This window comes from Gimesia sp. (assembly GCF_040219335.1).
Lineage (GTDB): Bacteria > Planctomycetota > Planctomycetia > Planctomycetales > Planctomycetaceae > Gimesia.
This window is the reverse complement of sequence record NZ_JAVJSQ010000037.1, coordinates 16,284-40,457: the sequence shown is the minus strand read 5'-3', so window position 1 is coordinate 40,457 and position 24,174 is coordinate 16,284. Positions and strand designations below refer to the sequence as shown.

Here is a 24,174-nt window from a genome sequence, read left to right as displayed (position 1 = left end):
CTAATTTTCGCTCTGGAGAGGGAGAAAAAGCCAGTCCCCCTTCGCCCGGTTGCGGAACGAAGGAGAACGACCAGGTCTGACTCTGGGATTTGTTATTAGAATTCTCCCAGAACGTTTCCGTCAGAGATATTCGCCAGATTATTACGCGTCGTCGAGTCGATGTTTTCGCTGACGAATCGAACTGCACCATCGCCCATCAACACATGCAACCCGCCCACATGGGTACTGCCAGGATCGCCCCATTCACCAAGGCGGCCTGGCTGAAACTGTTGCATAGGCGGTGTTCTCCAGGTGCAGCAACGGAATTCATTAATACCCCGGCTCGACTTGAAATTTGTTCCCAGCCCCACGTGTGAAGCTGCGGCCCAGGACTGGCATTCGCCGTCATCGACGTCCAGAGTGGTCTCTACGACAGCGACTGTGTTACTGGTACCATCCTTGACATCACGAACCTGACAGTTTGAGCTGATCCCGAACATGGCACGTGAAGTTTTACCTTCCAGAGTCCAGAGATTACAGGCCCCCGTGTCGTGGGCATTCGTCACACTAAAGCCATAGCTGGTGCGTGCGGAATTGGCAACTCCGGTTCCGTAGGCCGTACTGGCGGGAGCATACTGAGCCCCGCCGTCATCAGAAGGGCAGATCAGAATAGGAATGACATTCGTACCAAGAACCGCATTCCCGCTGGCGATCGCACCTCCACCTGCCAGCGTCCCGCCGACATCGTTTCGCGATCCTGTGGCGGCACTGAAATTGTACTGGTTATACAGGTTTGCCTGATCCATGAAAGGCAGCAGATAAAGCCAGCCGGCATGATTAGTGATTGTGGCTCCACCTGCGGTCGTACAGGTACCAGGATTAGCAGTGGCATAGGGGAACACGCGATGGGTGTCATGGTAGTTGTGCAGTGCCAGACCGATCTGCTTCAGGTTGTTTTTGCAGGTTGACCTGCGGGCTGCTTCACGCGCCTGCTGTACCGCCGGCAAGAGCAGAGCAATCAGGATCGCGATGATGGCAATCACCACCAACAGTTCGATCAAGGTGAAGCCCCGCTTGAATAATTGCTGTCGCATAGGGTGTCTCCAGTTAAATAAGAGAAAGGAACGAAAAAAAACGACTAAATGTGATGACTACAATTCGGAGTCGAATTGAAGAAGGCAATTAAATAAACACTCGTCAGGTGTTGATGTAGCGATCAAAAATAAAGGAAATTTAAAATCTCAATTAATTACCCGAAAGGGAAATACCTTTTGATATTTAGATTTAGTAATTATTAAGTGCGGGAGAACACCCTGTCAACCAGATTTGTGTAACCCGCGTCAGAAATGAGAACACATGTAACTTGGCCTATGCATCACGACGGGCCGGATTGGAATCAACCGGCCCGTCGAAATCAGCTTTAATCACTCTTAAAATTCTCCCAGGGGATTGCCATCGGAGATATTGGCCAGATTGAGGCGCGTGTTGGTGTCGATATTTTCGCTGATAAACCGGACTGCACCATCCGCCAGCAGAACGTGCATTCCGCCGGTATGGGTACTGCCCGGCTCTCCCCATTCTCCCAGGCGTCCTGGTTGAAACTGAGCATTAGGGGGAGTTCGCCAGGTGCAGCAGCGAAATTCATTGATGCCCCGGCTGGCTTTCAGCATGACCCCCATCCCCACATGTGAAGAGGCAGCCCAGATCTGACACTCGCCGTCATCGACATCCAGGGTTGTCTCGGCAACCGCGACGGTGTTGCTGGTTCCATCTTTGATATCGCGGATTTTGCACTTGGAATTCGCACCAAACATGGTGCGGTTGGTTTTGCTTTCATTCACCCAGTAGGTACAGTTCCCCCCCCAGTACTCACCAGTGGTCACACTGAACCCGTAACTGGTGCGGGCCGAGTTAGCTACGCCGGTGCCATAATTCGTATCAGCCCCCGGATAGGTCGAGCCGCCATCATCTGAGGGACAAAGCAGAATCGGAATGATGTTCGTTCCCAGCTGGGCATTCCCGGTAGTGATCGAGCTACCGCCGGCCAGTGTATTCGAGGTTTTGTTATGCTGCCCGGTTGCAGCACTGAAATTGAACTGGTTGTAGAGGTTTGCCTGATCCATGAAAGGGAGCAGGTAGAGCCAGCCGGTATGATTGGTGATCGTGGCATTCGGGTCTGCTGGGATACAGTTACCGGGGTTCGCGGTTGCATACGGGAAGAGCTGGTGTGTGTCGTGATAGTTATGCAGAGCCAGTCCGATCTGCTTCAGATTATTTTTACAGGTAGAGCGACGGGCTGCTTCCCGGGCCTGTTGAACAGCGGGGAGTAACAAGGCAATCAGAATCGCGATGATGGCAATCACCACCAGAAGTTCAATCAGAGTAAAACCGCGCAAGGTTGTGCGTTGTTTCATGTCGGTCTCCAGTCTCGGATCTATCAAGAAATGGTATGAAGTCGCAGCCAGACAATGATCAAGATTTTGCCTGGAGCGTCATGCAGCATAGGGTGACTCGTTTCTGGGTCGTTCCGTGCAGGCATTTTCTTTCAGCGCAGGAATAGAGAATGCAATGTGTAGCGGAGGAACTAGTAGTCAGGGCATCGGTCCTGTATTATGTAGAAACGATAGTTCAGGAGCGCCCCGAAGGTGGGTTATGGATGGTCTTCGAATCAACTATTCACCAGTCATCTGAGATTCGAATTACTTTCAGGTTACCCTGAATGGAAAGTGAGTCAATCCCGATCGACGTAATATCTTGCTAATTAGAATGGAATACTAATTAACGCTGATCACTGCGCGGTCGATCATGACAAAACCCCTGATCGCTGCAGTCGGAAAAGTTTGTCTGCGCTGAGAGAACAAAGACGATAGATCGAGAGAGGGTGTATGGCGAATGACATCACCAGCATGGAGGCCAGAAAGTCTGTGATGGTAAAGCAGCGGGGAGAGTGAAATGATCATCTCACTCTCCCCGACAAATCATCATAATAACTGTAGGAGCCATTCCGGAATCTGCTGCAAAACGGAAACGCTCCGCAGATCGAATTCTGCTATTTGCCCCCCTGATCCATCTGGACGCTGGACTCTTCAGCATTCAGTCCGGGATCAGGCTGGGTGTATTCTGCAGTCGTTTTGTCAGCACACGCTGAAAGCGACAGACAGAGACAGAACAGACTCAGGGGAATCAGATTCCAGCTGCGTTTGATTTTTTTCAGATGCATGGTTTCTCCTTTCGAAACAGGTACTCCTCGTGTTAGTCAGTTCCTGATTAAAAATCGCCGAGGGTCAATCCATCATTTCTATGATGCAGCCGCTGATAGATGCCAAAGTGATTACCGAGATAAGCTTTGTCATTCCAGCCCCCCGGAGCACCTGGCGCGCAAGCATTGGCGTCATTGCTCCATTCACAGCCACAGTTATTCGTGGAACAGGTAGAAGCGCTGCGGGTGGAAACGATGTGCTGAATGTTTTCGGAAATGAACCGTACGGCTCCATCAGCCATCAGGAAATGTGCGCCGCCCGTATGCACACTGCCATACCGCCAGTTCGTGCTACCCAGACCAGGAGTGAGCTGGTTGGTCATCGGATAGATCCCCGCTCCCAGGTACCAGTCCTGACAGCAGGCAGTATCATTCCCCGGACTGGAAGTCTGGTAGGTGTTGTGCTGCACGCCCAGCCACGAGCCACCAGTCCAGACCTGGTAAGACTTTTCACCCACAGCAATCGTGTTCGAGGTCCCATCACTGATGGAGGCAATCTTGGTGGGCCGCGCCCGATCATAGGTGAAAAACCCTCCGGAAAGCCGGGGGTCTGTACTGTCTCCGTTCTGGAACCCCCCGATGCTGCCGAAATAACTGGTGCTCGGGATTGAGCTCATATAGTTGGGCGTACTCGAAGAATGAATGCTGCGTGTCGGAGCCCGGTCGGTATCACTGGGACACAGCACAATACTTAAACCAGAAACAGCGTTGATCGCGGTTTTGTTGGTTCCTTCATAGATTCCGATGTTAAAATTGAGTTTGTTATACAGCGGTGCCTGATCCATGTAGGGAAGTATCAAGGCCCCCCAGGAAGCACCACTTCCCAGTTCGACAGTACCATTCCAGCCGCGAATCTGTCCCGGAGGAAAACAACCAAAGGCTTCATGATAATTATGGAGTGCCAGGCCCATCTGTTTCAGATTGTTTTTACAGGTGCTTCTGCGTGCCGCCTCGCGCGCCTGCTGGACTGCCGGTAGCAACAGGGCAATCAGGATCGCGATGATGGCAATCACCACCAGCAACTCAATCAGGGTAAAACCTCGTCTCTGCCATTGATGACGTCTCATGTCTTTGCTCCTTTTTTTAGATAAAGAAAATGAAAGGACGGTCGAACAACTGAGACCTGATTGAATTCACCAGGCCTCGGCTTCGGATCGAAAGATCTCATGAAAGGAAGTCGCGGGGGCATACTGCCGCAGCGGCGAACGAAATCAACCATAAGTACATTAATATACAAATGATTAATAAGGTTTAGTTTAGAGACCGTGAACTCAGCCTGTCAATCTCTTATCTATACAAATTCAGACAACCGTCGTTTGTATAGTATGTTTAGAAAACCTGCTGCCATCGTGGCGTGAAACAGCGATTACCCGAAAGCGGACGAGTGGGAAAAAGTCAGAGAATCAGCACCACCAGTAACATTGAGATGACAGTTTCAGAGAGAACTGATACTGATGAGTCAGTGGCTTATTCGCTTCTGCAGGCTACCGAAACGGGGCACAGTCGTTTAATCTACATTGCAAAGGGAACAAAACCTGTCAGTTCCCACCTCAACTGTCTGAATCATTCCAGGTAATTTCATGCTGGCTAAACGCATTATTCCGTGTCTCGATGTGCATGCGGGACGGGTCGTCAAAGGGGTCAACTTCGTTAATCTGCAGGACGCCGGCGATCCGGTCGAGGTCGCTGCCCGCTACGAAGAACAGGGAGCCGACGAACTGGTCTTCCTGGATATTACCGCCAGCCACGAAGAACGTGAGATCATCCTGGATATCGTGCGTCGCACGTCCGAAGTTATCTTCATGCCACTCACCGTAGGCGGGGGGATCCGCACGCTGGAAGACATTCGCGCCCTGCTGAATGCGGGCTGTGATAAGGTTTCCATCAATTCTTCGGCTGTGAAAAATCCGGACCTGATCCGCGAGGCGGCCCTGCGATTCGGCAGCCAGTGTATCGTAGTGAATATCGATCCCAAGCGTGTACAGAAAGACGGAAAGGAATTCTGGGAAGTACACGTTAACGGCGGACGTGTTCCCACCGGACTGGAAGCGATCGAGTGGGCAAAAAAAGTTGAAGAACTGGGTGCGGGAGAAATCGTCCTCACATCGATGGACGCAGATGGCACGAAAGACGGCTACGATTTACCGATGACCAAGGCCGTTGCGGAAGCGGTTTCCATCCCGGTCGTCGCCAGTGGTGGAGCTGGCTGCCCTGAACACTTATATCAAATCTTAACCGAAGGGAAAGCCAGTGCAGCGCTGGCCGCCAGTATTTTCCATTATGGCACCCATCCTGTTGACGAAACCAAACACTACCTGGCTGAACGGGGAATTCCGATCCGTTTCAAAAGCGAAGTTTCACTCACGCGGTCGTAACCGACAGCCGTTCCAGATCAACCGTTGGCCTGATCAGAGTGACAAATTTACCGGTATCACGATAAAAGGAGCTTGCATGTTCCTTGAGAGTCTTCAAAATAGTAATAGCGGCTTCTGCTCCAGCCACTGTTTTTGGCCCGTTGGCCTGAAATCGTGACCACATGTCAGAACAGTCATTCCTGTCAACAATGCTGCAGGCTCTTGCAGTGAAATCGAATATGAGATTAGTGGAGTTTGTTAATGGCGACAACCGTTCCTGCGAAAGCAAAAGAGATCTCCCCGATTACCGGGCGTGCTGAAAATGAAGTTGATAAAGTCTTCCGCCAGCTGATCAAGCACGGCGGTTCTGACTTACACATGCAGGTTGGTAAAGCGCCCATCCTGCGTGTGAAGGGGACTCTCCGCGAACTGCAGATGGATCCGATCGACCGTGATCAAATGATGGCGTTGTTTGATCCAATGATGGATGAACGCAATAAGAAAATCTTCCACGACGAAGGGGGAGCCGACTTTTCCTACGTCGTCGAGCATGAAGGCGAAGCCTGGCGTTTCCGTGTGAACCTGTTTATTCAGCTTGGCTTTCCCGGCATGGTCTCCCGTAAAATTGAACGCTCGATTCCCAACTTTGAAGGGCTGTTCCTGCCCCCCGTGATGGAGTCGCTGTGTAAGTTCGACCAGGGCATGGTTCTGCTGGCCGGGGTGACGGGTAGTGGTAAAAGTACGACGATTGCCTCCATGTTGAACTGGGTCAACGACCATTACCGCAAACACATTCTGACGATCGAAGACCCGATCGAATTCGTGTATACCCAGAATAAGTGTCTGATCAACCAGCGTGAAGTCGGGATCGATGTGAAAGACTTCGAAATCGCGATGAAACACGCCGTGCGTCAGGACCCCGACATCATGCTGGTGGGGGAAATGCGTGACATGGAAACATTCTCGACAGCGATCCATGCTGCCGAAACGGGGCACCTTGTGTTTGGAACAATTCACGCCTCCAACGCTCCTTCCTGCATCGGTCGTATTCTCGACCTCTTCCCGCAGGACATGCACAAAGCACTCCGCGGCTCGCTGGCCTTCAACATGCGTGCCATCGTGGCCCAGAAACTGTTGAAAACCATCGTCGATAAACCGGGTCGTGTGCCGATTGTGGAAATCATGACCTTCAACCCGACCGTGCGTAAGCTGGTACTGGAAGAGCAGGACGAAAAGCTGGCCGCCGCCATCCGGATCGGTAAAGACGAAGGGATGCAGCAGTTCAACGACAGCCTCAAAGGCTTCATCGACCGCGAGTTCATCAGTCGTGCCGACGCGTTCGAAATTTCACCGAACGTGGAAGAACTGAAGATGACCCTCAAAGGGATCGACGTCAAAGGCGCCGCGATTCTGTAATCGCCGGCTGCATCATCAATCAGACCAGACTACAGGGTGCTGTCTCACCAGGCAGCACCCTGTGTTGTTTCAAGCTCAACGGTACTGGCCACCCGGGACGTTCATTTTCAGGCTGTAAACCTTATTGGAACAGGTCAGCAGCAAAGTCTTGCCATCCACGCCACCGAAGCTGACGTTCGAACAGAAGACAGGCACGGGAATCAGTCCCAGCGATTTCCCCTCAGGGCTCGCCACCCAGACACCGCCCCGCCCAGACAGATACAGATTCCCCTCAGCATCGATGCTCATCCCGTCGGGCGAATCCTGGCGTGCGGTCTCCGGATTGAAAAAGACCTTGCCCTCACCAACGGTGCCGTCTTCCAGAATGGGATAGCTCCGCCACAATTTCTCATGACTGTCGCCGACATACAAAGTCTTGCCGTCATTCGACGCGATAATTCCGTTCGGCACCGGCATCTCGGTAATGATTTTCTTCACAGCACCATCGATTGTTCTGACGTAGACAGCGCTCGTTTTCCGGTTCTTGAAATCCGGGTCGGTAAAATAGATATTTCCATTCGGAGTCTGACAGACATCATTGGGCTGATTCCATTTCGGGTTCGCGGCAATCACGGTTGTCTCACTCGGCCCCGATTCACCAAAGCCGTAGCTCATCACATGCTGACCGTAGGCCTGTGCTCCCAGCATGTTTCCCTCGTTGGAGAGATAGGTGCCGTTGATGCCTTTGGTATTATCCAGCCAGATGCGCGCCTGCCCTTCCCCGTCCAGACGGAGGATCTTGGTGTCTTTGTCCACAAACGAAGTGAAGTACCACTTCTTCCCCACGGGATCCCAGACGGGGCCCTCAAAGAAGGCTTTCGCAGCATACTCTTCCTCTAACTCGGCACCGGGAGCCACAGTCCGGGGGACCGGGTGTGCTTCTTTCGGCTCTGCTCCAGAAAGCGGGAGCGTGTCACAGACGAGCAGGCACAACAGCAGTATCGACGTCACAGATTTCAGCATGGCAGCAGGTTCCTGGTGCGAATGTTTTTCAAAAAAGAACGGACCGTGATTCAACAAACAGGGAGATTCGTCGTAATGAAAGTATGACGACCGGCGTTCCCTTGTGAGAATCAGAGAATCCCCGGGGAATCACCATGGTTTACTTGATTTTGGCCTGTTCTCCCCTCAGACTGATAGTCAGATTCTGAATTTCCTTTAAAAATCCCGGAATCTTCTCACCTGAACTCCTGCCCTGTTCATTCCCTGTGAATCAGGATCCGCGAAATTTGTAATCAAAGGAACGGGAACAATGAAACTGCAATTGTTCTTACTGCTCACCATCCTCGCCTCCGGTTCTCTCTACGTCGTCAGCCAGGCGGCCCCTCCAACACCGCCGCCTAATAATACGGGAGGCGAATTTTTCAGTCCCGCCGACTCACTGAAACAGTTCACCGTTCCGGACGATCTCAAACTCGAACAGGTGCTGGCCGAGCCAAATGTCAAACAACCGATTTTCCTCAACTTTGATGAACGGGGACGGATGTGGGTCATCAACTATCTGCAGTACCCTTATCCCGAAGGACTGCGGATTCTCAGTAAAGATAAACATCACCGCGCCGTCTACGACAAAGTCCCCCTGCCTCCCCCACATGGCGACAAGGGAGACGACCAGATCACCATTCATGAAGATACCAACGGTGACGGCAAGTACGACAAGCATTCCGTGTTCCTCGACGATTTGAACATCGCCTCTTCGTTCGTTAAAGGCCGGGGCGGCGTCTGGGTCTTGAACCCGCCTTACCTGCTGTTCTATCCGGATAAAAACAATGACGATGTACCGGACGGCGATCCCGTTGTACACCTCGAAGGTTTCGGTCTGGAAGATACCCACTCGGTCGTCAACAGTCTCCGTTGGGGACCGGACGGCTGGCTCTATTCCTCTCAGGGGAGTACCGTCTCCGGTAAAGTGAAAAAGCCGGGGCAGAAGGACAGCGAAGCCATCCAGACGCTCGGCCAGCTGATCTGGCGTTATCATCCCGAAAAGAAAATTTACGAGATCTTCGCGGAAGGTGGCGGCAATGCGTTCGGTGTGGAGATCGACGATAAGGGACGTCTCTACTCCGGCCATAACGGCGGTAACACACGCGGCTTCCACTACACCCAGGGAAGCTACTACCAGAAAGGGTTCGGCAAACACGGCCCCCTCTCGAACCCTTACGCCTTCGGCTACTTTCAGGCCATGAAGCACGCCAAGGTTCCCCGCTTCACGCATAACTTCATTATCTACGAAGCCGAGACACTGCCCAAAAAGTACTGGGGGCACCTGTTTGGCATCGAACCTCTGCAGGGCCGCGTGGTAGAAAGCGCAGTCACTGCTGACGGTTCATCCTACCAGACCGAAGACCTGCAACGTCCGGTCGCGACCACCGACAAACGCTTCCGCCCCGTCGACATTAAACTCGGCCCGGACGGTGCGATCTATTTCTGCGACATGTACGAACATCAGATTGCCCACGGACAGCATTACTCGGGGCAGGTCGAAAAAGGGGATGGCCGCATCTATCGGCTGACGGCGAAAGATGCGAAGCCGCTGGCACCGTTTGACCTGGGCAAGAAGTCATCTCAAGAACTGATCGCGGTGCTCGATCATCCCAACCGCTGGTTCCGTCAACAGGCATTGCGCCTGTTCGGCGACCGCAAGGATGCCTCGGTGATCCCCGCCTTGAAACAGAAGCTGTTCGAAACCGACGGTCAGTCTGCCCTGGAAGCACTCTGGGCGTTGAACCTCAGTGGTGGCTTTGATGAAGCGGTCGCAGCGAAGTCACTTAAACACTCAGATCCCTTCGTCCGGGCCTGGACGATTCGCCTGCTCTGCGATGACCACCGGGTCTCTCCCGAAATCGGACAACAGTTGATCGCCCTGGCACTGACCGAGCCTCACGTTCAGGTCCGCAGCCAGCTGGCCAGTTCATCGAAACGGCTTCCCGCCGATCCGGGACTGCCGATCGCCTTTAACCTGCTCACTCGCTCGGAAGATCTGGACGACGTACATATCCCGCTGATCCTCTGGTGGTCGCTGGAAAAACGGGTCAACGAAGACCGGGACGCCCTGCTGGCTTACTTCGCCAAACCGGAAGTCTGGCAGTCGCCACTCGTGGAGAAATACATCCTGGAGCGGATCATGCGCCGCTTCGCTGCAACCGGCTCGCGCAACGATCTACTGGTCTGTGCGAAACTACTCGAGCTGGCTCCTGAAAAATCACACGCCGAAATCCTGATGTCCGGCTTCGAAACCGCCATGAAGGGACGCTCCACGGCCAGCTTCCCCAAAGAACTGGTCGCCGCCATGTCGAAGTATGGCGGACAGTCGATCTCCCTGGGTCTGCGACAGGGTGACAAAGAGGCCATCCAGAAAGCGCTGAAGATCGTCGCAGATTCCAAAGCAGACAACCAGAAGCGACTCGACCTGATTCAGATCTTTGGTGAAGTCAAAGTTCCTGCCTGCGTTCCCGTACTGCTGGATATCATTTCCAACTCAAGTGACCTGCAGATGCAGATCGCTGCCATCAGTGCCCTGCAGCAGTACCCGGATGACGCCATCGGCAAAACGGTAACTGCCCTCTATCCTAACATGTCAGACGATCTGCGGAGTGCCGCCCAGACCCTGCTTACGATTCGTAAAGCATGGGCGAAGGATTTCCTGCAGGCCATCGATGCCGGCAAGATTAACAAGACCACAGTTCCCGTCGAAACCGCCCGCAAGATGACTGTCTTCAGTGATGATGGCATCAGCAATCTGATTCAGAAGCACTTCGGCTCAATCGCGGGTGCGACCACCGAACAGATGCAGCAACAGATCGCAGCACACCAGAAGATGCTGCTCGCCAGCCAGGCAGAACCCGATCGCTACGCCGGTGAAAAGCTCTTCCAGAAGCACTGTGGTAAATGCCATAAACTGTTCGGCGATGGCGGTGAGATCGGCCCCGATTTGACTTCCTTCAAACGGGACGACGTGGGCCGCATGCTGGTCAACATTGTCAATCCGTCCAATGAAATCCGGGAAGGTTTCGAAACGTATCTGGTTGTCACCGATGACGGACGGGTAGTGAACGGCTTCCTGGCGGACCAGGACAACAATGTGATCGTCATTCGCAGTGCGGACGGCCAGAGCATCACCGTCGAACGCGACAACATCGACGAAATGCTGCCGCAGAAAAAATCGCTGATGCCCGAGGGGCTGCTCGACAAGCTCTCGGATCAGGAAATCCAGGACCTGTTCAGCTACCTCCGCAGCTCCCAGCCGCTGCCGTAAGCAAATTCCCGCCCAGGTGGCGGGGCAATTGAGAAAACGGTACAACTTGCTAAAATTGAGGCCGGTGTTCTGCTGACAGATCACCGGCTTTTTTACGTGAAGACAATATTTACACTCTCTTAGTGACAGGAAACAAACCATGTCGGGGTTTCGAACCGAACGTGATTCAATGGGCGAAGTGCAGGTTCCCGCAGAAGCGTATTATGGCGCACAGACGCAGCGGGCCGTTGAGAATTTTCAGATCTCCGGGAACACATTGCCTCCCAGCCTGATCCACGCCATGGGCAAGGTCAAGCTGGCCGCCGCGCATGCGAATCGCGATCTGGGAAAACTCTCAGGCACAGGCAAGAATCCCCTCAACGACGAACAGATCAAGGCCCTGGTCTCAGCTGCCACCGAAGTCTCCGAAGGCAAATACGACGATCAGTTCCCGATCGACGTCTACCAGACCGGTTCGGGAACCTCGAGCAACATGAACGTCAACGAAGTGATCAGCAACCGGGCGATTGAAATTCTGGGGGAAGACCGCTTCGCTGCAGACAAATCCGTGCATCCCAACGATCACGTGAATATGGGTCAGAGCACCAACGACACCTTCCCGACCGCCATTCACGTCGCCGTCGCGACCAGCATTCACGAACAGCTGATCCCCGGTCTGGAAAAGATGGCTGCCAGCCTGAAAGAAAAAGCGAAAGCCTGGGACCAGATCATCAAGATCGGACGGACTCACCTGGCAGACGCCACACCTCTGCGACTCGGCCAGGAATTTGGCGGCTTCGCCCGTCAGCTGGAACTGAGCATCGGTCGAGCCAAACGAGCCGCGGAAGCTGTCTATGAACTGCCCGTCGGTGGAACGGCGGTTGGTTCCGGAATCAACACGCATCCCGAATTCGGCAAACGGGTCAGCGAAGAACTGGCGAAGCTGACGGGGATCGCCTTCGTCGAAGCTGTCGACCATTTCGAAGGCAATGCCCAGCGCGACGGTCTGGTTGAATGCCACGCCGAACTGAAAACCATCGCCACTACCCTGTTCAACGTTTCCAACAACATTCGCTGGCTCGGCTCGGGTCCGCGCTGCGGATTCTATGAAGTCAAGATCCCCGACCTGCAGCCGGGCAGCTCGATCATGCCGGGCAAGGTTAACCCGGTCATGTGCGAAAGCATGATGCAGGCCACCACCCGCGTGATCGGCAATGACCAGACCATTACCATGTCGGGAGCCGCCGGCGGCCAGTTCCAGTTGAATATCATGATGCCCGTCATGGGCTTCACGGCTCTGGAAAGCGTGCACCTGCTGGCGAATTCCTGCAATGAATTCGTGAAGCTCTGTCTGGATAACATGGAAGCCAACGAAGAGGCCTGCAACGCGGCCGTGGAAAACAGCCTGTCGATGGTGACCAGCCTGAACCCACACATCGGCTACGAGAAAGCATCTGCGCTTGCCAAAGAAGCTTTCAAGTCAGGCAAGACAATTCGCGAGCTCTGCACCGAGCAGGAAATCCTGCCCGCAGAGACTCTGAAAGAAGCCCTCGACCCGATGAGCATGACCGAGCCTCAGGCTTAAGCGGTCACTCTTTCTGACTCGCTTCTGCAGTCATTCGTCCATTCCGGAGAACGCTGGCGCCCAGTTCCAGTGATTCTCCGGAGAGGCCGGCTGCTTCCATCTGACGAATCGCGGCCTCGATATCGTATTCCTGCCGCTTGAGAGTCACCTTACCGTCCTCAATGATCGCATAGGAACAACGCGGATCCCCGTCGCGAGGCTGTCCCACGCTGCCCGGGTTAATCACCTGCTTGTCTCCCAGATCGAGATGGAACGGAAGATGGGTGTGCCCCACGCAGACAAAGTTCGCATTGATTCCCTGCAGCCGAGATGTCCAGCCCGCTTCGTTTTCACCCAGATATTCATCCAGAGGATCGCGGGGGGTTCCGTGTACCAGGTAGAAAGTCACCCCTTCAATTGTGATCTGCTGTGAGATTGGCAGCCGCGCCAGGTATTTCATCCGTACCCGATCCAGCAGGTCCCAGTGCAGCGGACGCGTGAAACAGGCCAGCTTTCGAAATCCGGTCGAACCCTTGGCTTCCACTCGTTGGGCGACGGCGTGATCGTGGTTCCCCCGCACACAGGCGGTCGCGTGCTGCTTCACCCATTCGATGCACGGTACCGGGTCCGTACCATAGTCCACAAGATCGCCGATACAGAGACAATAATCGAATTCTTCCTTAAGCGAAGACAAAGCCGCCCAGTTGGAATGAATGTCCGAAATCACGAGTACACGCATGTCTGCTTTCCTGCTAAGACGCCGCCACAGTGAGGCTCTGTGCCCCTTACCCTCTACCTTATCTTATTATCTTGTTTACACTTAGATTATATGTTTCTTCGGGCAGGCAGGGGAATCTTTTTCTGACTTTGTGAGTGAAATCCCGCCGATTCTCTCAAGAACCAGCCCCCTGAAAGACGAGAGAAATCAGCTCTGGACTCAATTTTGCAGAAGTGCTAGACTCCCCCGCACATGTCTGAGTCATCTCAACATCTTCACGACCAAAGTCTGTAACACGGGTACCGATTCGCGCTCAGGATGCAGTGGAATCTCTGCCCGCTAGCCTTAAAATTCCAACCGGTTCGGACGCTTTCAGAAGGGATACTGATATGCGGACCACGCAACTGCTTTGCAAAAGCCTGATCATTTTACTCACCGCCATTGTCTGTTCGACAGCCATCATGCCGGAAGCGCACGCCCGGATTGAAGCTGAGAAAGGCAAGAAGTACAAGCTCACCAAACGGCACGGGCCCTGGATGATCATGGTCGCCAGCCTGCGTGATATTCCTGAGAGCAGGCGTTCCAAAGGTTTGTCTGCCCAGGAAGCAGCCGACGAGCTGGTCTTCGAACTGCGTAAACGGGGAATTCCCGCTTATACCTTCAGCCAGGAAGCCGTTATTCAGCGTTTCAATACGCTGGATCGTCTCGGTCGGGAAGAACGCCGCAGCTACGCTGCCCAGCGGGCCATGATCTCCGTGATCGCGGGTAACTATTCCGACAGCGAAGACGATGTCGCTCAGAAAACTCTGAAGTACATCAAGAACTTCCATCCTAAAGTCATCACCGAAAACGGCGTTTATAAAAAGACTCCCGGCCAGCCCGGACCGTTAAGCGGTGCGTTCCTCACGATCAATCCGCTGCTCTCTCCACAGGAAGTTGCTCAGCGGAAACAGGATCCACTGATCGCCAAACTGAACTCAGGTATCGAATATTCGCTGCTGAAGAATCAGGGTAAATATTCGCTGGTCGTGGCTTCGTTCTACGGGAACTCCGTCACCCAGACCGCGACTTCCCGCTTTCAAAATGCGAACGATACTCTGAAAGTCAGCAACGCCCTGGACCGGGCTGCTGAAAATGCCTGGTCACTGGCCAAAGCGTTACGTAACGCGAAAAGCTATGGCTTCCCTGCGGGTGCCCCCCGAAATATCGATGCCTACGTTTTACACGAAAAGTATCGTTCCATTGTGACCGTCGGTTCGTTTGACTCTGCTGATGATCCCCGGATCAAGGAATACGCCAAACTCTTCGGCTCTAAAATGAAGCCGCACCCGGAAACCGGTGTGGAGACCATGACCGCGGAATACTTCGTGATTCCCGGCAGCACCCCCTCTGCACCACCGTCGGCTTCCTGGGTCTTCGATCCCAAACCGATGCTGATGCAGACCCCCAAGTCCCGCTAACGAAACAACGGACAATCGATTCATCCTGTTGCCTTCCCTCTGTCCGTCAGGCCTGCTAAAGTGCCAGACATCGGGAAGGCTTCTTTTTTGCGCAGAGGTTCCCAGGAACCGCAGGCAGAATCAGCCGGACAACGTTTTCTTATTCCGTTCCAGCAGCGAAATCCAGCTCACCCATGTCTCACTACCCCCGCATCGTGCTCGCCAGTCGTAACCAGAAAAAAGCAGGCGAAATCGCCGAGCTGCTTAAACCACACGGCATCGAAGTTCAGAGTGTCGCCGACTTCCCCCAGGCAAAAGAGGTCGTTGAAGACGGCCAGTCCTTCGCAGAGAACGCTGCGAAGAAAGCATATGAGACGGCACAGGCAATCTCTGAATGGACCATCGGCGAAGACAGCGGCCTGATGATCGACGCGTTAGACGGAGCTCCCGGAATCTATTCGGCCCGCTATAGTGGTGAGAATGCGACCGACGAAAAAAACAACGCCAAAATGCTGGAGGAACTCAAAGACGTTCCCCTGCCCGAACGGACTGCCGCCTACATCTGTAACGTGGCCCTCTCTAATCCCCAGGGGGAGATCTGCCTGCAGGTCGAAGCCCGTTGTCGGGGACGAATGACGGACGAAGCACGCGGCGAGAACGGCTTCGGCTATGATCCTTATTTCGAGATCATCGAGCTGCACAAAACGTTCGGCGAGCTGGCCCCCATCGTCAAGCAGCACCTCAGTCACCGCGCTCGAGCTTTTGAACGCTTCATCCCGCAGCTGGTCGACCTCTTCCACAAGCTGGATGATTAAGTCCCCGCACCGTTCAGATCACGCTCAGCCCTGAAGCCTCCGGCTAGAAGGAGCGATCTGCTTTATCTTTGGAGACCGGCGGTGGAGCAACAGCCCCCGTCCCACTGGCCCGGCGTGAAGCGTAGCGAATCGGAAATGAAGGCCAGACCCGATTCTGATGATTCGGCAGCGAGTACTCGGGACCATCGAAGATGTGCCCCAAAGCACCGTTCCGCATCGACTTCTCAGATACGTACTGCGTGAAACCCAGCCACTGGCGGTCGGGGGCAACCACTCCAAACAGGTTCTGACGTTCTGGAGTAAAACCGATAAATTCTCGCGGCAACGCCGTGGTATGCAAAGCCGTCAACAGAAATGCCATCGTGATGTAACCGGTGAGTGCTGCGAAACCCCAGCGACCAATCTCGTGCACCAGGGGATGGACCTGCATATACGCGGGCGCAATCCGCACGGTTACCTCGCGGAACAGGAATATGAATCCGACAAACAACCCGATCAGCGCAATACTGTCCCACCGCTGCTGCCAGGCACCAGAGCCAATCACATTGCCGGACATGAACGTGGCCAGCGGTTCAAAGAAATTCATTGCCAGCAGCCCGGACAACAGCACGGAGACAAAAATGAACCCCGCTCCCCAGGCGCCTTCGCTGGCAACACACCAGGTTACGATTCCCAGAATCGCCAGCAATAGAATATCAATCATGGTTTTAAATCCAAACTGAACTGAATCGCGTTTCAACGGGTACTCAACCCGGGATCAACCTCTGCTCGTCGAAGATCACTTCACGACACGCAGTAATTCATCAATCGAGGTAATGCCTTTGACCACCAGCCGCAGGCCTTCTTCTTTCATATACAGCATCCCGTTCTTACGGGCCTGTGCTTTCAACTGGGACATGCCGACGTCGTCGCGAATCATATCCCGCATCCGCTCATTGAATTCCAGCAGCTCCACCACGCTGATACGTCCGAAGTAGCCCAGACCACCGCAGGTTGGACAGACAATCTCCGGATTCTTCGGCTGACGATAAAAACTTTTCACCTTGTCCGGTGGCAGATTCGCCTTTTTCAGGAACTCCGGATTGGGCTGATATGCCTCTTTACAGTCCGGACACAGACGTCGCGCCAGACGCTGAGCCAGCAGTGCCGACAGCGAACTGGCCAGCATGAACGGCTCGACTTCCAAGTCGATCAGACGGTACAAAGCAGTAAAGGTATCGTTGGCGTGAACCGTGGAGAACACCATGTGACCGGTATTCGCAGCCTGACAGGCAATCCGCGCGGTTTCGGCATCTCGAATTTCGCCGATCATGACCACGTCCGGGTCCTGACGCAGAATACTCCGTAGCGACTCGGCAAAGGTCTGGCCGGCTTTCTGGTTGATTTCAATCTGCGAAACATTCTCAATCCGGTACTCCACCGGATCTTCAATCGTAATGATATTTCGCTGGTAAGGGTCAATTTCGTGCAAAGCGGCATACAGGGTCGTCGATTTACCGGCACCGGTAGGACCACAGCAGAGGAACAGGCCGTGCGGCTGCTTGACAATTGAGCTCATCTTGTCGACGATCTGTTTCCGCAGCCCCAGTTCCGAAAGTGAAGCGATTGAGTTCGTCTGGTCCAAAATACGCAGACTCATCTTTTCGCCGTAACGGGTCCCCTGGCTGGCAAGACGAAAATCGATCTCCCGGTCTGGCATGATCGCACGGAAACTACCATCCTGGGGACGACGTTTCTCCGTGATGTCCATGGCACCAAGCACTTTGAAAATATTCAGTACCGCTTCGCCGATCGAACGGTCAAAGCCTTCGGTGGGATACATCACCCCGTCGATACGCAGACGGACGCCGTATTCATCCTCTTTCGGCTCCAGGTGCACGTCGGTGGCGCGACGCATGATCGCATCGTGAATCAGCTCTTTCGCTGCCAGGAACCCACGCGAATTCTCCACCCGACGCGAACTGCTGGGATCGTCACCCCGCCCCGTCGCTGATTTCCCGATGAAACGGATATCGGGGCCCATCGCGGCTTCCTGGGTCTTCTTGCCCCCCACGCGGATTCCCATCCGTGCCAGGTAACGTAAAGTCAGCTTGCGAATATGATCGGGCGTCATCACTTTGCTGGAAGCAGGCACTTTGGCATTCCGCTCATTGATATAGAACCCCAGCGGCGCCGCATAGGCGGCTGCCAGAACCAGAAAACCGACAATGAAATTCGGCATGCAGAACACCAGGAGAAATCCGAGCGCACCGGCTACCAGAATCAGCGAACTCCAGAATTCCGTGTTACACTTCAACGCCCTGCTGTCATCGTCCACCCAGTAAGATGTTTTCGCCCACAACAGAAACAGCAGGCAGACGAACAGCATCTTCCAGAAGTTAAAATAGAAACCCTGAGAGGAGGTCGCAGGCCCGTTGCCCCTGAAGAACCGGATCGGGATCGGGGGATACTTTCCTACCTGCCCTGTATTCGCAGGTGTCCGCGCTGCAGAATCGTTCCCGTTATCGCCCTCGACAACGGGTTGAGCCTGCAACTCTGCCGAGACGCATAACACGCTCAACAGAATCAATAAATATGCCCAGAAAGATTTCACGCTGTTGCACCTCAAAACCGGGACTGATCCTGCGACAGGAAAGACCCGAATATCTGGCCTGAAATAATGCTAAAATGAGATACGATAGGGACTTGAATTTAGTCAAAAAGTAATGCGGAAGGAACAACATTCTCCACTTTTTAACAGTGAGATCCGTTTTTTCCCTGCTTTACCATCAGATGTGTCTGTTTTTCGCCTCCATGCAATACAAGTATATACCACACATACTAACGGCAGTCACCCGAAAAAGAAAAGGTAAAATTCAGCGCAAGCGTGGGGGAAATTTAAAGTTGAGATGCATTTTGTTCACATTCCCCGACATTCTCAAAGGTCATGCTGCAGAGATTTACCCCCCAGACAGGCATTTTGAGCTGAACCATCAACGTTTCTCAGACGGAATCACCTCGTTCGGCTCCTCAAGAGCCTTCAGCAAATCCCCCAGTTCAGGCTGCAATTCTTGTAATTGGGGATCCTTCTGACAAGCGTGCATGAGCTCCTGCAAGTGAGCCTGTTGCTCCTGTGTCAGTAACGGTATCAGAAGTGGTAGACTGTCCTGCATATACCCTAACAGGCGCTTGCGGACATCAGGCCGATAGTCCTGAGAATCCTCTAATAATTCCAGAAGTGTTTCCACCATTCCGTAAGCACCTTCCTTGGCTCGTACCATACCTTGCACTCGAACATCATAGGTAGGATCATCCTTGTCGATGGTGGCAAGGAACTCGATTAATAGATCGAGGGTTGTAGTCATCACCCGCAATTGTGCCCCAAACAATTCGATCATTTCATTGTCACCGACGGCCTGCTCTTCAAACGCAATCACATAAAGTTCCATGATCTCATTCACAGATTTCAAATGCTTCAATGCATCAGACAAACGTTGATCGAGAGACAAACTTTGGTCTTGGTACATTTTGAGATTTTCGCTCGCCGTCAGTCGGGAAAACACCTCTCCAGACATCTCGCTCTCATATCGCGGCAACCTCTCAGTGTTCGTCAGATTCAGTGAATAAAGTCCGCGAACTGCTTCCACCATCTCTTCGCCTGACCAGACTACTTCTTCGTCAGGTACGCCTGCGATACGATATTCAAGAAAATCGTATGACTTATCCCTTGGACAGAAATCTCTGATTTTCGCGGGAGTGCCACTTTTTTCATCCACTACTTCCTCAGGTTTCGATGAGGAAGAGGAGTTTTCGGCACACCCCGCTACCAGCAAGAGACAGAATGCGAGAGAAAAGGAGTAATCCCCCAGTTGTTTGAATCTCAGTCTTAAGATATTGACTGCAACCACTTAGAAAATCACTCCTTTACCATCGCTCCGAAAAAGCGTGTTTGATATCGCCTTTTCAGCCTTATCGACCGAAAATCGCGCCCTGATGCAGGTGGAGCGTCCCTTCCCCTTCCAGGCCCACGCGGACGAATTTCGCACGTGTCCCTTCGGGCAGATCGATGGTCCACTCGGGCTGCACTTTTTCAGCCGTCCAGACCTTCTCGAAATTCGTCCCGTCAGAAGAGATCCAGACCGTCAGACCTGCGGCCCGCTCCTGCAGTCCCTTCCGGTTCTTCAACCAGATCGAACGGATTTCAGAATCGTCCTTCAGCCGAATCGTGACGTAAGGCGACTCGGAATCCAGATCGGAATGGAACGCGAAATCAAACCGCTCCGCAGGAACATCGGTCAGAAACAGATACGCGTCCTTGTTCCAGGTCTTGTTCCCGAACTTACCGCCAAACTTGAGAGCAGCATCGCGGGAGATCTCTTTGAAGCCATTCTTCTTCCGCAGCTTGACCGTTTTCTGCTTCGCACTGATCCAGCCCTCCTGATCCTCTACCGCGGCGATCTGCCGCTGCCGGGAAAGATAGGCCACCAGGTCCAGAAACTCGATCGGGGCAATCGTCTTGATCAATCCCTCGGGCATTGAACTCGACTTCATCGGCTTACGCAGTTCGATGTCGTCTTTGAGAATGTCGATCTTCTTCCCCTTCGCCAGACCGAGTGAAATCATTTTCTCGTCTTCGGCCAGGATGAAGCCGGTATGCACTTCACCTTCGATCGTCACAATCGCGACTGTCTCGAAACCTTTGGAAATTTTATCATTGGGCATCAGGATCGAAGTCATCATTTCGATCTTGCTCACCCGCTGACCAATGTCGCTCAGGTCCGGACCGAACTTCTTGCCGAGGTCACCCACCATATGACAGGCAGAGCAGACCTGCTTGAACACGCCTTCGCCCCGCTCGTAATTACCGCCACTCATCTTGGCCAGATCACGAATCGCTGCTTTACGTTTGCTTTCCGAAGCTTCCTCGGAACCGGCAATCTCCAGCGGTTTCACAGCCGCTCCGCCCGGTCCGGTCATCTTCTTATAACGGTCGAGATATTTCTTCGCGGCCGTGGATGAACCTTCCAGGAAATCGGGCTTCGATTCTGCCACTTCCCAGGCCGGCTTCAACGCATGCAGCGTGTGCTCCAGCGTGTAATCGATCCAGTAATCCATCTCATGATTGGCAGCCTGCAGTGCCAGTTGAGTCGCATCCACGGTTCCGAAGAAGCTCAGACCACGGACGGCTTCCAGTCGTACCCGCGGGTTCGGGTCGTTAACTGCTTTCGCCAGGTATTCTTTCAACTGGGGCTGACGATCCTTTTCATTGACCAGCGTATGAATCGCGGCAGCACGTGCCTGGTAAACATCGCTCGCCAGAATCCGATCGACCAGCTTGGTATCCACGGCCCGGAAGCTCTCCTGCAGCCACATCGCTTCGCAGAGCTGCTTCGGATCATCCACACCTTCAACCCACTTGTTCACAGCCGCCAGGACCTGATCCCGATCACGGTCCCACAATTCGCGACGGGCACGATAACGGGTCCGCAGTTCGTAGGCGTTCAACTGCTCCAGCAGTTCTTCAATCGACTTATCGGCCTGTGTCACCGGCTTGAGCAGTGGTTTCTTTGTATTGACCAGACGATAAACGCGGCCATGCTTGTGATCGCGGTTCGGGTCACGCTGTGAGTACTGCATGTGACCAATCAACGCGTTACACCAGTCCCCAAACCAAACCGCGCCATCCGGACCGATCTTCGGATCGACGGGACGGAAAATCATGTCGGTCGAAGACAGCAGGTCTTCCACACGTTCCCCTTCGAAACCCGAACCATCTTTCTGATCACGAAGATTGAATCGCGGCATGCCGTGCATGTTGATCACGCAGGCATAGATGAACTGGCCCTGCACGTCTTCAGGCAGATGGCGCGAAATCAGGAATTCGTTCCCTACCGCGGGACGCATTCCCTGGTTATCGAAGTTGGGCTCCAGCGTACGCCGCGTGTTGACTTCCAGACCGGAGAGCGGACTCGTCCAGTGCTGCTTGGCGTTGGTTCCATCACCAACCATCCCGTTACCCCACTGATCGAACACCAGACACCACGGGTTTCCGTAGCCGGGTGTGCGGAAGTGACGGAATTTCAACGTACGGGGATCCAGCGTATAGCAGCCGGCGGTATCTTTATTGCGGAAGGCACCATATGGTGTTTCCAGCGTCGTCGACAGCGAAACACCTTCCAGCATGTGTAACAGTCCGCCGTTTGAATATTCCCAGGCACCCACCGTATGGTGCGTGTCGTCGGTCGCAATCCCGTCGACAATCTGCTGGACCACATCGGCCTTGTCGTCGCCATCGGTGTCTTTCAGGAACAGAATTCGCGGCTCATCAACTACCAGTACGCCGCCGTTCCAGAATTCAAATCCGGTCGGGCAGATCAGTTTGTCGTAGAACGTAGTACAATTATCGGCTTTACCGTCGCCGTTGGTATCTTCAAAAATCAGCAGACGGTCGCTGGGTCTCCCTGCACCGGGCATCCACTGTGGATAGTTTGCCATGCAGGAAACCCACAGACGGCCCTTGTTATCGAAGGCAATCTGGTTCGGATTCGCCAGTTCGGGATACTCCCGCTCCGACGCGAACAGCTCGACCTTGAACCCTTCGGGAACGGTCATCATCTCGATCGACTCTTCCGGCGTCGGATACTTCAGCTCTTTCGGCTCGCGCATTTCGCGGAAGCGTTCATCGCGGCTGCCGAACATCGTTTCGGGAATGAATACTTCACCCGTCTTCGAATCGTCCGGCTGATCGGGTACTTCACCCCCCGCAGCCATCTCCCAGATATAGCGGTCACGCACGGCGACCATCTTACGAATCTTCTGATATTCGCCCGGGAAGGTTTCCATGTCCCAGGTACGGCGGCCCCCATAGACATACCAGCCATTCAGCATCCGGTAGTCCTGTGCGTGGAACCACGATTTGTCATTCACCCATTTGAGGATCTCGTTGAACTTCGACGTCCCCATCCCCAGCGGATGCTCTGACACGAACAGGCTGCCGTCCAGCAGCTGGCCAATGACCCGGTAACCCTGCTCATTCGCATGCGCTCCGTTAACCGTATACTGGTTACCCGGCTTTGCACCGAATTTGGCTTTCGTTTCCGTAAACAGGTCGACGAAACGGTGACCGTCTTCTTCCGCCAGTTCTTTGATGGCAGCCGTATAAGCGGCCAGATTCTTGTTCTCTTCTTCACCGGAAGGCTGCAGCGGATCGCCCGTCGATTCAAAGGCAATCGGGCTGATCAGCACAAACCGCGGCTGTTTGCCATCTTTGGTGAAACGCTTTGTCTGTTCGGCGATGTAGTTCCGGTAGTTCTGCTTGAAGGCGTCCAGGCTCTCTTTCGAATCCCCGGCGAACGATTCGTTGAAACCGAAGAAACAGAAAAACGTTTCCGGTCCGAAGACTTCCAGCGGATCATCGATCGTGGTGTAGTTACTCGGACGCTGCTGAATTCCCACTTCATCTGCAGGCCAGCCGAAGTTCCGGAAGATGATTTCCTTCTCGGGGTACCGGGTCTGCATCAGGGTCTCGAACTGCCCGAACAGATTCATCCGTTCTGCCAGCGCGTTTCCGACCGCCACGATGCGTTCGTTTTTCTTGAGTTCAAAAGGTTTGTCGGCCCTTACTGTCGAATGCAGATTGCACAGAATCAGAGCGGCAATTACCAGACAAAGTCGCATTCCATCTTCCTTTTCAGTTTGATTAGCTTCGTGGGGAGTGGTACCGTTTTACTACGATACGAGGCGGGAAATCGTTTCCGATATTTCAGAAACTTTGTAGTAGAGCGAGTACGCCAGACGCGGAGCAGTGGTCGCCCGCGTCTCAACATCCAGGCGTTTTCTTCCACAATAGCGAGCCCTGCAGGGGACCGTCAATTGAGTCTCTGCACTTGTTCTAATCTGAAACCCAGAAACGAGTTGGGGCCGATTAATCTCTCCTGAGCCCCCTGGTCTGTCATTCATCTCTACTAACATCCTGTAATCAAGATACTTATGTCATATATATACAAACTTAAGAAAATCGGCCGTCCCGCCGGGAACCCACTCCGGATTTTTTTGAGATAATTTTCCCGGACCCCGTCCGCCATCATGAGACAGGTCGCGTCCCGCGTCCATCATCACTGGTGCGCTTTGTGCACGACTGACCATCACCTGTTTTCACTGAAAAGATTGCCCTTGATCCGTGCCTCCCGAATCATAAATTGTCGCAATTGTGCTTTGCGCGCGAGGCGGATGATCCGAGCACTGGAACACCGCCCACCAGTAACACAGCAGCACCTGAATCGCCGTCGATTTCCCCCGGTTTTCACTGAAACAAAATGAACCGGTTCCACATGTCCCGTATAATTTCAAATCATTTCGGAGCACTCTCACAGCATTTG

The 24,174-nt window shown here is 53.6% G+C and carries 17 protein-coding genes; 6 read left to right on the top strand and 11 right to left on the bottom strand.

Going from position 1 to position 24,174, the window contains the following annotated elements:
* Positions 1–95: 95 nt before the first annotated feature.
* The 4 genes from RID21_RS27950 to RID21_RS27935 form a co-directional block, all read right to left on the bottom strand.
* A complete protein-coding gene (locus tag RID21_RS27950; RefSeq protein WP_350194709.1) occupies positions 96–1,073 on the bottom strand; it encodes a DUF1559 domain-containing protein in 978 nt (325 codons plus the stop codon).
* 336 nt (positions 1,074–1,409) lie between these two features.
* A complete protein-coding gene (locus RID21_RS27945; RefSeq protein WP_350194707.1) occupies positions 1,410–2,393 on the bottom strand; it encodes a DUF1559 domain-containing protein in 984 nt (327 codons plus the stop codon).
* 635 nt (positions 2,394–3,028) lie between these two features.
* Positions 3,029–3,199 carry a hypothetical protein gene (locus RID21_RS27940; protein ID WP_350194705.1) on the bottom strand — a complete coding sequence of 57 codons (171 nt, stop codon included), beginning with the start codon at positions 3,197–3,199 and terminating at the stop codon, positions 3,029–3,031.
* 47 nt (positions 3,200–3,246) lie between these two features.
* Complete coding sequence (locus tag RID21_RS27935) at positions 3,247–4,305, bottom strand: DUF1559 domain-containing protein (RefSeq protein WP_350194703.1); 1,059 nt, start codon at positions 4,303–4,305, stop codon at positions 3,247–3,249.
* 513 nt (positions 4,306–4,818) lie between these two features.
* Here RID21_RS27935 and hisF point away from each other — a divergent pair.
* Entirely contained in the window at positions 4,819–5,613 is a 795-nt protein-coding gene (gene hisF / locus RID21_RS27930; protein ID WP_350194701.1) for an imidazole glycerol phosphate synthase subunit HisF, read from the top strand.
* Here hisF and RID21_RS27925 read toward each other — a convergent pair.
* Positions 5,600–5,776, bottom strand: a complete 177-nt coding sequence (locus tag RID21_RS27925) for a hypothetical protein (RefSeq protein ID WP_350194699.1) — start codon at positions 5,774–5,776, stop codon at positions 5,600–5,602. The genes hisF and RID21_RS27925 overlap by 14 nt on opposite strands.
* A 77-nt stretch (positions 5,777–5,853) precedes the next feature.
* Between RID21_RS27925 and RID21_RS27920 the strand changes: the two genes are divergently transcribed.
* The gene (locus tag RID21_RS27920; protein ID WP_145180079.1) at positions 5,854–7,008 is read left to right on the top strand and encodes a type IV pilus twitching motility protein PilT; all 1,155 of its coding nucleotides are present in this window, start codon (positions 5,854–5,856) and stop codon (positions 7,006–7,008) included.
* Positions 7,009–7,083: 75 nt separating this feature from the next.
* On the opposite strand, the gene RID21_RS27915 is transcribed toward RID21_RS27920, so the two are convergent.
* Positions 7,084–8,010: an SMP-30/gluconolactonase/LRE family protein gene (locus tag RID21_RS27915; protein ID WP_350194697.1), complete on the bottom strand. Its 927-nt coding sequence runs from the start codon at positions 8,008–8,010 to the stop codon at positions 7,084–7,086.
* 289 nt (positions 8,011–8,299) lie between these two features.
* Here RID21_RS27915 and RID21_RS27910 point away from each other — a divergent pair, with 289 nt between their 5' ends.
* Positions 8,300–11,302 (top strand): PVC-type heme-binding CxxCH protein, encoded by a 3,003-nt coding sequence (locus tag RID21_RS27910; protein WP_350194695.1) that lies wholly within the window; start codon positions 8,300–8,302, stop codon positions 11,300–11,302.
* 139 nt (positions 11,303–11,441) lie between these two features.
* A complete protein-coding gene (locus RID21_RS27905) occupies positions 11,442–12,866 on the top strand; it encodes a class II fumarate hydratase (protein WP_145180073.1) in 1,425 nt (474 codons plus the stop codon).
* A gap of 4 nt (positions 12,867–12,870) precedes the next feature.
* Here RID21_RS27905 and RID21_RS27900 read toward each other — a convergent pair whose 3' ends face one another.
* Positions 12,871–13,584 carry a metallophosphoesterase family protein gene (locus RID21_RS27900; RefSeq protein WP_350194693.1) on the bottom strand — a complete coding sequence of 238 codons (714 nt, stop codon included), beginning with the start codon at positions 13,582–13,584 and terminating at the stop codon, positions 12,871–12,873.
* A 368-nt stretch (positions 13,585–13,952) separates the two neighbouring features.
* Between RID21_RS27900 and RID21_RS27895 the strand changes: the two genes are divergently transcribed.
* Positions 13,953–15,023 (top strand): hypothetical protein, encoded by a 1,071-nt coding sequence (locus RID21_RS27895; protein WP_350194691.1) that lies wholly within the window; start codon positions 13,953–13,955, stop codon positions 15,021–15,023.
* A gap of 173 nt (positions 15,024–15,196) precedes the next feature.
* Positions 15,197–15,817, top strand: a complete 621-nt coding sequence (rdgB, locus tag RID21_RS27890; protein ID WP_350194689.1) for an RdgB/HAM1 family non-canonical purine NTP pyrophosphatase — start codon at positions 15,197–15,199, stop codon at positions 15,815–15,817.
* 43 nt (positions 15,818–15,860) lie between these two features.
* On the opposite strand, the gene RID21_RS27885 is transcribed toward rdgB, so the two are convergent.
* From RID21_RS27885 to RID21_RS27870, 4 genes are all read right to left on the bottom strand, one after another.
* Positions 15,861–16,520, bottom strand: a complete 660-nt coding sequence (locus RID21_RS27885) for a CvpA family protein (protein ID WP_350194687.1) — start codon at positions 16,518–16,520, stop codon at positions 15,861–15,863.
* A 75-nt stretch (positions 16,521–16,595) separates the two neighbouring features.
* Positions 16,596–18,410, bottom strand: a complete 1,815-nt coding sequence (locus tag RID21_RS27880; protein ID WP_350194685.1) for a GspE/PulE family protein — start codon at positions 18,408–18,410, stop codon at positions 16,596–16,598.
* Positions 18,411–18,789: 379 nt separating this feature from the next.
* Positions 18,790–19,704: a hypothetical protein gene (locus tag RID21_RS27875; protein ID WP_350194683.1), complete on the bottom strand. Its 915-nt coding sequence runs from the start codon at positions 19,702–19,704 to the stop codon at positions 18,790–18,792.
* A gap of 61 nt (positions 19,705–19,765) precedes the next feature.
* Positions 19,766–23,473 (bottom strand): PVC-type heme-binding CxxCH protein, encoded by a 3,708-nt coding sequence (locus tag RID21_RS27870; protein WP_350194681.1) that lies wholly within the window; start codon positions 23,471–23,473, stop codon positions 19,766–19,768.
* Positions 23,474–24,174: the final 701 nt, after the last annotated feature.

What these genes read in the sequence shown, in the direction of transcription:
- RID21_RS27950 (WP_350194709.1), bottom strand. Translation starts at nt 1,073, where the DNA reads ATGCGACAGCAATTATTCAAGCGGGGCTTCACCTTGATCGAACTGTTG.
- RID21_RS27945 (WP_350194707.1), bottom strand. Translation starts at nt 2,393, where the DNA reads ATGAAACAACGCACAACCTTGCGCGGTTTTACTCTGATTGAACTTCTG.
- RID21_RS27940 (WP_350194705.1), bottom strand. Translation starts at nt 3,199, where the DNA reads ATGCATCTGAAAAAAATCAAACGCAGCTGGAATCTGATTCCCCTGAGT.
- RID21_RS27935 (WP_350194703.1), bottom strand. Translation starts at nt 4,305, where the DNA reads ATGAGACGTCATCAATGGCAGAGACGAGGTTTTACCCTGATTGAGTTG.
- hisF (WP_350194701.1), top strand. Translation starts at nt 4,819, where the DNA reads ATGCTGGCTAAACGCATTATTCCGTGTCTCGATGTGCATGCGGGACGG.
- RID21_RS27925 (WP_350194699.1), bottom strand. Translation starts at nt 5,776, where the DNA reads ATGTGGTCACGATTTCAGGCCAACGGGCCAAAAACAGTGGCTGGAGCA.
- RID21_RS27920 (WP_145180079.1), top strand. Translation starts at nt 5,854, where the DNA reads ATGGCGACAACCGTTCCTGCGAAAGCAAAAGAGATCTCCCCGATTACC.
- RID21_RS27915 (WP_350194697.1), bottom strand. Translation starts at nt 8,010, where the DNA reads ATGCTGAAATCTGTGACGTCGATACTGCTGTTGTGCCTGCTCGTCTGT.
- RID21_RS27910 (WP_350194695.1), top strand. Translation starts at nt 8,300, where the DNA reads ATGAAACTGCAATTGTTCTTACTGCTCACCATCCTCGCCTCCGGTTCT.
- RID21_RS27905 (WP_145180073.1), top strand. Translation starts at nt 11,442, where the DNA reads ATGTCGGGGTTTCGAACCGAACGTGATTCAATGGGCGAAGTGCAGGTT.
- RID21_RS27900 (WP_350194693.1), bottom strand. Translation starts at nt 13,584, where the DNA reads ATGCGTGTACTCGTGATTTCGGACATTCATTCCAACTGGGCGGCTTTG.
- RID21_RS27895 (WP_350194691.1), top strand. Translation starts at nt 13,953, where the DNA reads ATGCGGACCACGCAACTGCTTTGCAAAAGCCTGATCATTTTACTCACC.
- rdgB (WP_350194689.1), top strand. Translation starts at nt 15,197, where the DNA reads ATGTCTCACTACCCCCGCATCGTGCTCGCCAGTCGTAACCAGAAAAAA.
- RID21_RS27885 (WP_350194687.1), bottom strand. Translation starts at nt 16,520, where the DNA reads ATGATTGATATTCTATTGCTGGCGATTCTGGGAATCGTAACCTGGTGT.
- RID21_RS27870 (WP_350194681.1), bottom strand. Translation starts at nt 23,473, where the DNA reads ATGCGACTTTGTCTGGTAATTGCCGCTCTGATTCTGTGCAATCTGCAT.